The sequence below is a fragment of the Clostridium lundense DSM 17049 genome (genome assembly GCF_000619945.1).
GTDB classification, from domain to species: Bacteria; Bacillota; Clostridia; order Clostridiales; family Clostridiaceae; genus Clostridium_AO; species Clostridium_AO lundense.
The window spans coordinates 11,476-24,895 of record NZ_KK211044.1 but is presented as its reverse complement, the minus strand read 5'-3'; the positions used below and the strand labels follow the sequence as shown (position 1 = coordinate 24,895).

At 25.5% G+C, this 13,420-nt stretch carries 7 protein-coding genes and 1 CRISPR repeat array; all 7 genes read right to left on the bottom strand.

What is annotated here, in order from left to right; genetic code table 11:
* Positions 1-790 precede the first annotated feature (790 nt).
* Positions 791-1,082: direct repeats of the CRISPR family, unit length 30 nt.
* A 569-nt stretch (positions 1,083-1,651) separates the two neighbouring features.
* Entirely contained in the window at positions 1,652-2,344 is a 693-nt protein-coding gene (locus T514_RS0123500) for a hypothetical protein (RefSeq protein WP_027626935.1), read from the bottom strand.
* Positions 2,345-2,348: 4 nt separating this feature from the next.
* On the bottom strand, positions 2,349-4,016 hold the full coding sequence (locus T514_RS0123495; RefSeq protein ID WP_027626934.1) for a dsDNA nuclease domain-containing protein: 1,668 nt from the start codon (positions 4,014-4,016) through the stop codon (positions 2,349-2,351).
* Between the two features lie 61 nt (positions 4,017-4,077).
* Positions 4,078-6,174 (bottom strand): TIGR03986 family type III CRISPR-associated RAMP protein, encoded by a 2,097-nt coding sequence (locus T514_RS25460; protein WP_051542274.1) that lies wholly within the window; start codon positions 6,172-6,174, stop codon positions 4,078-4,080.
* Positions 6,167-6,586 (bottom strand): hypothetical protein, encoded by a 420-nt coding sequence (locus T514_RS0123485; protein WP_027626933.1) that lies wholly within the window; start codon positions 6,584-6,586, stop codon positions 6,167-6,169. Before T514_RS0123485 ends, T514_RS25460 begins: the two co-directional genes overlap by 8 nt.
* 11 nt (positions 6,587-6,597) lie before the next feature.
* Positions 6,598-7,941 carry an RAMP superfamily CRISPR-associated protein gene (locus tag T514_RS0123480; RefSeq protein WP_027626932.1) on the bottom strand — a complete coding sequence of 448 codons (1,344 nt, stop codon included), beginning with the start codon at positions 7,939-7,941 and terminating at the stop codon, positions 6,598-6,600.
* Positions 7,942-10,173, bottom strand: a complete 2,232-nt coding sequence (locus T514_RS0123475) for an RAMP superfamily CRISPR-associated protein (RefSeq protein ID WP_027626931.1) — start codon at positions 10,171-10,173, stop codon at positions 7,942-7,944.
* Positions 10,166-11,911, bottom strand: coding sequence for a Cas10/Cmr2 second palm domain-containing protein (locus tag T514_RS0123470; protein WP_034870158.1), 1,746 nt, complete (start codon positions 11,909-11,911; stop codon positions 10,166-10,168). The genes T514_RS0123475 and T514_RS0123470 overlap by 8 nt, the downstream gene beginning before the upstream one ends.
* Positions 11,912-13,420: the final 1,509 nt, after the last annotated feature.

Genomic DNA, 13,420 nt, shown 5'->3' with positions numbered 1-13,420 from the left:
ATCATTTAAATACATCTCATGTTATTGTTAAACTATTGAGAGTGATATAAGTAGATATTCAGAGCTTTGATTTAAATACATCTCATGTTATTGTTAAACAAAATGTTTTCCATATAAAATATTATAATCGTATATTTAAATACATCTCATGTTATTGTTAAACCTTCACTCTTACTTATTTCTAGCAACTGTCTTATTATTTAAATACATCTCATGTTATTGTTAAACCACTGTAAAATCAGCATTCCTTAAAATTAACAATAGCACATAACCATTGGAATCTCAAGGTTTGTTAGAAAATTTACCAGGTGGCTTTATAAAATACAATTCCTCATAGAAAACCCTATACAAGCCACTGGTATCATTAACTTTATCCCACTTTTATTTTGCAATTTACTTGGGAAAATTAATAATCTACCATTTATCCGATGACTACCCGCTCTAATACTCCCATCGCACTCTACGAAAGCGATTCACACCAAATCAAAGATTTGGGTTCTCCGCTTTTCTTTAAAGTGGGAATAAAGAGCGGCTACGTCCCTGGATAACGATTTTTCCTAAAGGATAACGACTTCTAAGGAGTAAAACTCCTAAGAATCCTGTTAATAAAGCTTCAGTGGGAGTAAAAACTCCTTCTGAAGCCAAGAACTCTGTTTATAAAAAATAGCAGACTCCTTAGTAAAGTTTTTATTCACTCTCAACTCCCCATTCTCAATTTTCAATTGCTTGAAAATACATCCTATGTTAAAGTTCAACATAATCGCACTAGATTCAGATAGAGCAATTAATTTATTTAAATACATCTCATGTTAAAGTTCAACAAATTTAGAAAATTATAGTGATTTCAAAAATGTAAAATTTAAATACATCTCATGTTAAAGTTCAACAACGCTATAATTTCTTATATAAACAACCTAAATATATTTAAATACATCTCATGTTAAAGTTCAACAGCAAGAAGAATCCGGTAAAACAGTAAGATGGCGATTTAAATACATCTCATGTTAAAGTTCAACGCAAGAAATAAAGGAAGGTGAAAAATGGGTTTGTGCATTTAAATACATCTCATGTTACTGTTCAACCACTGCAAAATCAACATTCCTTAAAATCAACAATAGCATATAACCATTGGAAACTCAAGGTTTGCTTAAAAGTTTACCAGGTGATTTTGTAAAATAGAAACTTATATAGAAAATCCTGCCAAAGCCACTGGTATCATTAACTTTAAACCACCTTCACTTTTCAATTCATTTGGGAAAATTAATATAAAATAATTGCTAAAAATAGAATTTCATATATATTCCTAAGCTTTTCTAAAACCCTATCATTCTGGGTTACTTTATTATTTTTCTAAATTAATAAAAAATAACTATAGAGGATTTTCTCCCGCTGCTATACAGAGAATCTTAATTTTAAAATTTTTCACAATGTAAATGGAGAAAATTTCTCCTCATTTATTATCTACTATTTATTATATAAAGTACATCTCATGTTATTGTTCAACGAAGATAGAGTAATTATATTCTATAACTTTACAGCATTTAAATACATCCTATGTTAAGGTTCAACCTGCTAGATTAGATAAAGTTCAAAACTACATTAATGCATTTAAATACATCTCATGTTAATCTTTAACCAGTTGGATATTACATTAATCATTTTTATACAAACAATAACCATAACCTAATGAATTCTTTTCAAGTATTCCTGTAGACAATGCTATCCTAGCCATTAATTGAGATTTTCCATCTTCTTTTACTTCTATATCAAATTTATTTCCAATAAGTTTTATTCCTTTATACTTACATCCAATAGGACTTCTATTTTTTAACTTTATAGATTTTATCATATCATGATTTAGTTCTTCATCTATACCTTCAATGAGCTTTAACTTCTTTAACAAATTATTGTTTATACAATTTTTTAAAATATCAATATCCATTCCTTCTATCCATGGCCCATTATCTACTGTTAATATTGCTGGTGTAACATTAAACAGTTTTTTTATAAATCCTGCCTCAATAATATCTATATCTACAGCTAGTACATCAAATTCATTTGTCTTAGTTCCTTTTAAGCATTCTCTAAAGCTTTCAGCCATAAACTGATCTACACATCTCAACCTCGTCATATAGTATCTTCCACATTTATATACTTTATCTTTTTCAAATGGGGATAACCCCTCAAATACATAAAGCTTATACATATTCACTTCATGAATATTTTTTAAATACTCATTGCAAAGCATTGACTTATTCATCATAAATGATAACTTTTCAGTAACGTTATCATAATATAAGTCTTTTTTTAAATTTAAAGTAATTTTTAATTCATAATAACACATATCCCTACCTCATTGATTTAAATTTATTTTTTCTTTGTTTGATATCTATAGTCTTAACATAATTACAATCACTACTTCCATAATCTTTTACCTCATAAAGAGTTATGTTCTCATATTTATCTAAATTTCTTCCCAATAAGTAAGCAAGTTCATTAGGACATGATAAAAATAAATTTATTTTTTTACACAAACATTCTTCTGAAATAAGTTTACCTAATTCATTTTTTAAAATTCCTATGTTTTCTTTAGTAATGCTGTAGTTACTACAAACCTCTGCTTGTTGTTTATTTTCCAGATAAAAAGTTACAAGTTTATTTGTGCACAAATTATCTTTTTTAATAAAATTTTTTACACAATTTTTAATATGATTTGGCTTCATAGTTGATGTAACAATAATAGTAACACTATCACCATTATTTATTAATACTTCTTCCCATATCCATGATTTGCCTACATATCCATATTCTTGTTCATAATATATATCATTGTTTTTTTTATAATACATAGTATCTGAAAATCGTTTCAAGTGCCAGTAGCCAATATAAAATGCAATACTAGTATGAGTTTTATCTAAGTTTATTGTTATATTTGTATTATATTTTTCCGTTAAACTAATAAAAAATTTATCTATTTTATCTAACAATTCATTATTCCAATAACTTTGGCTTTTAATCTCTCTATAATTATTACTGGGCTCATAACTATTTTCTATAAAAAATTCACTCAAACTTAAGTTTAGTAATGAATCTTCTATTTTCTCTCTACTACGTACCATTATATTTTCTAATATTTCTTTTTTATCTTCTACAGGTTTAACATTATCTTTAATGATAGTATGTATTTCATTTATTTTACTGATTATTTCATCTGTTTTATTAATCATTTCATTAATAACCATAATATTGTTTTCATCTCCACTTTCCAATATAGATTCCAATAAATTTTTATCTATTTTTTTATCGTCTTGCTGTTCTTCTATTGACCTTTGGAAAACTTCAACTAATAATCTATCTAAAATAACATGTTCACTTGAATGATCATTTAAAATTTTTATATTACTTAAAATACTTGCTTTAAAAGCATTTATAGATTCATCAACGCTTTTATATCTAAAATTTAAATTTATTAAATCAATAAATTCATACCAATTTTTACTTAACTCTTGTTTTAATAAATTTTTCTGTTCATTTGTAAAGTCATTTGTAAAATCTATACTTTCTTCTAGATTCTTTTTAATAGTTTTATAAATATTCTCTTTATCTTTATTCTTCAGATTGTTATTAGCCCAATTCCTTAATTCATTGGATTTAGGACCTGGTTGAGAATTAGTATCTAATGTAAATCGAACTAACCTTTTAGCATTATTCTCAACATATAATATATAAAAATGATAAATGGCTTTTATAAAGGCTGTTTCATTCAATGTAAATCTTTTGCTATAAGCTTTAGCTTGAATGTAGTATAAATTCTCCTTGTTCTCTATCTTTATGTCATCATCCTTTTCAGGATATATTTTATAATCTTTATTCTCCAAGTGAATTTTTAACCATTCATCTATAGTAAGAAAAAATTGGTACAAGAATCCTTTTAAGGTTGCTTCAGCTGATGTTTTACTAATATATTTTTGCATTTGTAATTTTATTATTTCAAAATAATTATTTTTAGTCTTCATTTCTTCCTATGTCCCTCCCCTTTTGCATTTCAAATCTGCCACTTAAATTTTTATAAATATTCTATTCAGTAATGATTTTATCTATTGCTGCATATTTTTCTCCATGTATTTCTTCTGATGATATATATTCATCCATAGATTTAAGTATATTTCTATTTTTAAGCCTTTTATCCTGTAATTCCATATAATTAAATTCATTATCATTTATTCTTTTTTCATTGGTTTTACTCGCCTTAAAACATTTAATTCTTTCTTCAGTATCAAAATCAAATGAATTTTTGTCACCTTTATATAAATCTCTTATACAGTTGTTAATGGTTTCTTTAAAGTATTTTATATATTTTTCCACTCTTAAATCTAAACTTTCCGAATATTTTTTATAGCTTATATCTACAGAATCAAATCTATGTGAATTATCTATTTCTTTTATCTCTTCAATTTTAAAACTTACTTTTCCAAATCCATAAGGTTTTCCTTTTCCTAAGTTATCCTTTGCATCTTCAAATGGCTTTATAGCCATAAGTAGTAATCCTATTTCATCATCCTTTAAGTTTTCAAAATATATTTTTCCTGTAAATTTTGTTCCTATTTCTATTGGTTTTATTTCCTTTCTAATTTCTTTAGAATTTTCATTATTTTCAACACGATCTTTTGATATACTTTCTCTATATTGATCTTTATTATTACTCTTATCCCTCAACCAATAAAATTTATTTCCTCTAATTTCTGAATCGTCGCTATATGTATTTAATGTTTTCTTATATCCCTTATAATTAAATTTTTGGTCATTCCAAAATTTACGTTCATTTACATTTGGTTGTTTAAGATATAATTGAAAGGAGCTAACTTTAGGTGAACTTAATATTTTATAACATGACTTTTGAAATTTCACCTGGCAACTTTTATCTATTTTGGCATTTGTAAAACTAACTCTCCCTTTATATGACTCATTTCCATTAATAAATCCGAATATACTATCAATATAATCTAAATAATTTATATTCTTTTCCTTATATTTTGGGATAAGTTCACCTATAGAATTACCATAGGGAATTTTTAAATATGGTGTAAATCCAAAGGATGCTATTTCTCTTTTATCATTTAAAATATAAAATATAGGCTTTTCTTTATAAAAATTATTGGATTCATTATCATGTAACTCAAAATCTTCAACAATATTTTCTTGTTTAAGTCTTACATTTGTTTTATATTGATTCAAAACTTCATCACTTATACTTTTAGGCACTTTTTTAATATCTTTTTCATAAATTAAATAGTGATGCACTTTATTTCCTAAATTTGTAGAATTCATTAACATTCCTATACATTCTTTATTTTTCTTATCTAATTTATTATAATTCTCTATTATCTCTAGTTTAGCAATTTTTTTATTTTCCCCATTTATACTATAGTTTACATACATATAATAAAATTTAAATTCATAATTTTTTTGATCCCTTAATAATTTTTTTATATCGTCATCTATATTTCTAGTATTTACTTTTTTCTTTAAAAGGTCTTTTCTTTCATTCTTTTTTTTATCTAGTTCTTTCCAAAATTCATTTATTGGTTTATCCTCTATACTCTTATACATTAATAAATTTTCTGGAAATTCATCTATTAAATTTTTTACATCTTTCTCATGTATAGTTCTAAAACTCCTCTTATCCTTATCTTCTAAAGCCGGATATATAACCCACTTCCCTTTTTCTCTTTTTAAATATCCTGCTTTAACGTAGTCATTAATTCTTGATTTCTTACTTAATTTTATAGTCTTATAATAAACATGTTTTAATTTAGTACTTTCAAAACATCCTCTATGCCATAGTTTTTTACTTTCTATAAACTTAGGATAAGCATACGATAAAATTTCTGCATTTGATCTAACTTTTCCTCTTAAAGTAGACCCTGGTATAACTTCTTTATTACCAACCTTAAAAAAGTTCTCTTTTCCATTATCAATAAACAGAGGTGTTTCTACTTTTATTGAATATTGTATATATCCCGATTTAGATTCGCTATCAAAAATATCATGTCTAAGTTCTTTGTCTATTTCTTCAGTATTTATATTACTAAACCTGTGTCTATAAACTACTTCTTTGGGTAACGGTATAAAATTATAAGGTGCAGAAGCATATTCATATCCCCTTTTATTCACAATTCTCCTCCTCCTTTACATCACAAAGCCTGGTATAATCTACAAATGCTTGTCCATCATCATCATATTTTAAATAATGTTTTATGATTAATTTCATTCTTTTGTTATTATTTGTAATAAATTTATGTTTACTTATTAATTGTTCTTCTTCTATAATGTCCTTATATTCATTTACTTTTTCAGAAAATACACTTATAGAAAATACACCATCTTCTACTTGCATAATGGAGATTTCTTCATCATTATTAAAAAATTTTCCCTCTATTAGATTTTCCAAAATATTTTCTATATCAAAGTTTTTATCTAATTTTATTAATAATAAATCACTAAAAGTATTAATCCATGCATATTTTAAATACTTATATTTTTGAAAAATTAAATTTAATGTTTCTTGTTTATTTATATATTGCAAAACATCACCTTCTACTCTTTAATAGATTTAATAATTTTATTAATTTCGTCTACATTTCCTTCTAATTTATTATTTTTAAATTGAACTTTCAAATTATCAGATGTATATCCTTGTATTTCTATAGATATACCTTTAATTCTTCCATATCCTACGTTATTACCACTTCCAATTGTAAGATATCCTAATGCCATATCTCTAAGTGCTAGTATTATTAACCCTAAAATTTTTTCGTTTTTTTCTATTACTTTTATCACAAATTCTAATGGGTTATTTTTATCAACTGTAATCACTTCTTCCCTAAATAGACTTCCACTATAAACTCCACCTGTAAATCTATCTATTTTTATTCGATTATATATTGGTAATTCTTTAATATTTATCTCACAATCTTCAAATATTAATCTACCCTTTTTTCCTTCTTTTCCATTTACCTTACATCCAAAAAATTCTATTAATTCTTCTTCACCATTTTCTGGGTATAAAGTTCTATATATTTTATAAATATAAGCTCTTAATACTCCCTTTATGGATGAAGATGGTATTATATATTTATTATTTTCTTTATGTGAAACAATTATATCTCCCTTTTCATCATTTGATTTTTTCACTCCATCTTTTATAATTAAGCCATCTTCGCAATATCCCTTAAATATTATTTTTATTTCCTGTTCTGAATATTTACCTTTAAACTCTTTTATATCTTTCTTTTCTAGCTTGTCTCTACATATATTTTTTTGATTTATATAGTCCTTAAAATCCTCTATATCTTTTAAACAAAATTCTCTTAAATAACATCCTTTAACTTTCAACTTTCCAAAGCCAAAAGTAGCCTTACTACCTATAGTTATCCTTCCATCTTCCAATTCATATATAAATTCTTGTAAACATTTGCATATTTCATTGTAATAGTCTTCCTTTAGATTTTCTCCTCTAACTTCAAATCTAATTTCAAAACTCTTCCCCTTTGATACATAATATTCTCCAAATAACTGGCCACTTGAGTTACTTCCTAATTTTCCATCTATTTTCAAATGATCTCTATAAATTAAATCTTTTTCAGTAACTTGTTCCTTAGAATAATTGTCATAAAAATAAATTGCTGATTCCTTCTTTTTATTCCTTAAGTCTTCACCCGATACTTCTTTATATACTTCTTCCAATAATTGATTTTCTTGCATTTTCTTCTTTTTTAATAAAAAACTATTAAATAACCCTGCAATACTTGTACCGCTTATAAATGCATGATTATCTATTAATAATACTCCTATACTTTCTTCATTCCCATTTCCAACTCTCAAAGGTGAGCGAGTTGTCACTTCTAACAAATATTGTTTAATTTTATTTGAGTTCCTCATCTATTCCAACCCTTTCTTTCCCTTTCCAAGATAGTATAGATATTGTTTTACTATGTTTAAAATCAACTCATCTATGTTAGGTTTGTTTTCATATATTAATTCATTCTTCTTCTTTCCAAAAACTTCATCTATTAATTTATTACCTATATTCCCTGAGTTATCTGCAAAATCTTTTAAACAAATATCTTTAGTTATATTAATATCAAGTAGTTTCATATTCTTCATGTTTCTATCTTTATTTACACTTACATATCGGAGAGATTTAATATATTTTTCAAATTCCTTTAAGACATTTTCCTTAGAAGATAAGCATCTATTTATATCACTTATTAATTTATTTATTTGAGATAATGTAGTATCTTCATCAAAAATGCATTTTATTTTAGATTCATTTATCATTTTATAAATATATTTTTTTATAAACATGTCTATTATATTTTTATCCATACATTCTCTTAAATATCTAACACATTCCTGATTATGTTCTTCAATTCTTTCATTGTAATTAATATCACAGAAATACTCTTTCAATTCAATATCCTCAACTTTAAGAAACTTTGGATTTATAATAACCCTTCCTAAACCATCTTGCCTTTTATCACCATGATATTGCTGCATAAATTCATTAATATCTTTATCAGAAATATTTTTTATTCTTACACAACTGCCTTTTTCTATTCCATATACTTGAGGGACTTGACACTGCCACTTAGAATTGAAGCCTGTAATTATAGTAGAATCTATTTGCTGGATAGTATTATTATCATTCATATCTATATCTAATTTTTCTTTAATATACTCTTTAGTAAACATAGACTTAATCTGGTGATTATCATCTCTTAATATAGTATCTGATAAAAAATAAATATCTGTATATTTATTATTATTACTTATCTTAAAGTATCCCAGCCTTTCTTTTAATTTATTGAAATGCTCTATAATATCAAGTGATATAATTTTAGTTCTTCCATATCCACCTGTTCTTGATCCTCCTAAGTACAAAACAGGTTTTTCTTTTAACAGATTTACTAAATTAGTTTTCTCTTCTTTTTCAATTTTACTTACATCAATAAAGCCATAAAATTTCTGTCCTCTTGAAATTGATTCATATCTAAAGATATTTTTCTCATCCTTTTCATTAGAATGATGAAATCTAAAATCTTTATTTACGTCAAATTGAAATAAAGTTTCCCCTGTATAATAAGAAAAGTTTCCTTTCTTTAATTTTTGAACTCTTCTTTCCTCATTATTATCTTGTTCTAAAATATTAGAGAATTCATTTTTATTAAATTTTTTACTTTCTTTTTTATCAGTTTCTTTACTTATTATAAAAGTATTAGGTGTAGGAAAAGAAAAATATTTTTCCCCTCCTTCTTCATATATGGGATATGCATCTGAAAAAAACGTATTTTTTAAAACATCTTTAAAATTAATACTATGTTTTTTTATATATCTATTTAAAACAGCTCCCCTAATAGCAGAACCTGTTAGATATAATTTACTTTCCTCATAATCGTCTTTCGACTTACTATCTCCAACTTTTACAGGCTCTTCTAAATACAATTCATAAAATATATACTCGAAATCTTCTTTTATTTTACAATCTAATTTCCCAACTAAATTTTCAATTCTACTAATTTCTACTTTAACTAAACCTTTCCCCCTACTTTTATTAACTCCTAGATGTTTTAATGCTGCTATACCATTTTGAAGTACTTCGTATTCATCCTCTGTCAACTCATTTTCACTCTCTATATAACCTTCAAATTTTAATCCCTTTCTCAATACTCTCGATGCTCTAAGTGATTTATTTTCTGCAACACCATTTTCATTATCCATTCTTATATTAAATCTAATTTCTGTTAAAGTATTTAATATAATATCTTTTTTTATTTCTTCATTATAATCTTTTAATTTATCTTTTGAAAAAACACTTATAATATCTTTGCTTAAATAAAAATTAGAAAACTTTAATTTCCCCTCTTTTTTAGCTATTGATCCAAAAAAATCACTTATTTTAGCTTGCAAATCTATTTTTGTATTAGCTTCATAATATGGTTTAAGTATAGTATTAAAAACCTTCTTTAAATCCCCTTTAAAAGTCTTTCCTGAAAAGTATGGAAATCCATTTTTATCTATTAGTATATCTGTATTTACAACACCATTTTTAGATTCTCCACTTCCAAAAATGGTTTCAGATAATAATTGCATAGTTACCACATATCTATACATTTTTTTCTTCTCCTTTTTCATTATGTTTTAAGTCTATATATTCATATAAATCTAAAACATCTATAGCATCATAAATTACTTTTTTTAAATCTCCTATATCTCTTTCTTCTTCCCAAACAATTTTGTCATTAACATTATATTTTAAAATAAAAAGCTCTGCATCTACCTCACTAGAGTTCATACTTCTATAGAACTTCTTAAAATTGCTATTAGAATTGGATTGTTTTAAAGATTTCAACGTAGTTTCAAATATACTAAAATCTGTACATAAATATTTCTTTACATACTCAGTTAAATTTGAAGTTATATATTTTTTATTCATATCTTCGCTGTATTTTATTAAATACGGCTTTGCTGTAAGTTCCAAATTTTCTTCATTTCTTATCCATTTTAAATTTTCTAATATATTGCCTCTATCAACATACCAATCAAGTAAAGATGCATCTAATTTCTCAGTTTTCTTATCTTTAAATTTATCTTCAAATGCTTGCCTCATTGCTTTAAGTTTCTTTTTAGAGCTTTTCTCAAGTTCATTTGCAATTTTTATTCCTCTTGAAAATGGATAATTTTTTCTTACAATAGCTATTCCACCACTTACTGTAAGATTAAAATCCTTTTCACCAAATTTTATCTTTTGTGATGTTATATTATCCATAAAAATTTTTGTAGCCTTTATAGCTACTTTCCCATTACTTACAAAAGTGATATCATCACCAGCAGCTATTATTGGCCTTATTGGAATAATTCTTTCTGATTTGTCGAAACCTATATTTTCACAATAACTATCGTAATTTTCAATAAGTTTTTCTATCATTTCAAAAAAGGCAGTTTTATATTTTCTCTTTATCTCTTCAGTAAGTTTTCCATACTCTTTTAGCCAATTTATATTTCTTTCTCTTCTGCTTTTACCATTATTTTTAAGTGTATTATTGAATGTATTTATTTTTTCTCCCATTCCATTGCCATCTATACACGTTATTCCTATATAAGTCTTTTCATTTATTTTTCCAGCAAGCTTGTCCAATTCTGTTGTAAATTTAAATTCATTACTTACTGCAAACATACTATCACTACTTACTTTAGATATTGCTTCTATATATTCTTCACTTATATTTAAGTATTTTGTATTCTCACATACCTGTTGAAATTTATTTTTATTATTTATTGCTGTATAAAAAAGTTCTTTATCAAAAGATTCCTTTGATATATACTTATTTTCATAAATAGACTTGTATCCTGCTGGCTTTCTTGTTCTTGGACATAAATCTGTTATTCCATATCCAATTCTTTTGAATACATTCTGTCTTTTACCCTTTTTATATGTTAGTTCCTTTTCCATTTCATCTAATACTGACTTTATATGATCATTATCTATATCAAACTTTTTAATTATAGACAATAGTTCTAATCCATCAAAATATTTCATAACAAATTTACTAAACAGACCATTGAATTTTTTTGCATCATCAATATCATTAAATATATATATGGCATTTCCCCCTGCCTCTATAAGCTTATTTCCATTATCTATACTAGAACCTTCATAAAAATTTTTATCCTTTAGTTTTCCTGGGGTATTATTATCCTTATTCATAAGATCAAAAATATACTTTGTTAAATCTTCTGTAATAAATTTTATAATTTCCGACGCTCCTATTATTTCTTTTAAAACATTACTTTGAAAAATATATTTTTGTTTACTACTAATATCTATTTTAATCAAAAAATATTTTTTCACTCCCTCACTCACCCATCTTTCTACATAATTACCAATATAATTATTATAAAACAAAAATTTCATAAGTTCTACTCATAATATTTAATGACTATAAATTTTAGAAATAAAAAAAACTAAAAATATTCATCACTTTTAGTTTTTATAATAATTTTTCGTTTTTATTTAAATACATCTCATGTTAAGGCTTAACAAGCATTTAAAAGATGGACCTAACATATTTACCTAACTTAAATATATCCTATGTTAAAGTTCAACCACTGCAAAATCAACAATAGCACAAACCCATTGAAAACTCAAGATTTGTTAGAAAATTTACCAGGGGATTTTGTAAAATAAAAATTTCTATAAAAAAACTATGTAAGCCAATTATATAATTGATTTTGTAGTACTTTCAATTTGTAACTCACTTGGGAAAGTTACTAATATTGATACAGTAAAATCCCTAATCTATGAATAAGCTAAAATTTTTATTCACTCTCAGCTCTCCATTCTCAACTTTCAATTTTTTGAAAAAACATCTCATGTTAAGGTTCAACAATAGTGCTAGAAGTTTAGTCAATGCATTAAGAAAATTTAAATACATCCTATGTTAAAGTTCAATCACTGTAAAACCAACATCACTTAAAGTGAACAATAGCATAAAACCATTGAAAACTCAAGGTTTGTTTAAAACTTTACCAGGTAATGTTGCAAAATACAATTCTCTATAGAAAATGCTATGCAGACCACTGGCATCATTGACCTTAGTCCACCTTTATTTTGCAATTCACTTGGAAAAATTAATAATCTGCTACTTATAAAAAATAGCAGACTCCTTAGTAAAATTTTTATTCACTCTCAACTCTTCATTCCCATTAGCAAATACACATGTACAGACAGATACTTATTCAAATACATCTTATGTTATTGTTAAACAAGGAATTTGCAAAATTTCGAAAGGGGACATTATCCTAATTAAATACATCTCATGTTATTGTTCAACAGTTAACATAATTGAAAGAAAAATTAAGTTTAACTTATTTAAATACATCTCATGTTAATGTTCAACTCTACCGCCAATATTCCTTTTAATACTGCTGTGCCATTTAAATACATCTCATGTTAATGTTCAACCTGTAAAATCAGCATTCCTTAAAACTAACAATAGCATATAACCATTGCAAACTCAAGGTTTGTCAAAATATTTACCAGATGATTTTATAAAATACAATTTTTCATAAAAAACACCATGCAATCCACTGGTATCATTAACTTTAATCCACTTTCATTTTACAATTCACTTGGGAAAAGTAATAATACTGCCATTTATCCGATGACTACCCGCTCTAATACTCCCATCGCACTCTGTGAAAGCGATTCACACCAAATCAAAGATTTGGGTTCTCTGCTTTTCTTTAAAGTTGGAGTAAAGAGCGGCTACGTCCCTGGATAACGATTTCTCCTAAAGGATAACGACTTCTAAGAATTCTGTTAATAAAGCTTCAGTGGGAGTAAAAACTCCTTCTGAAG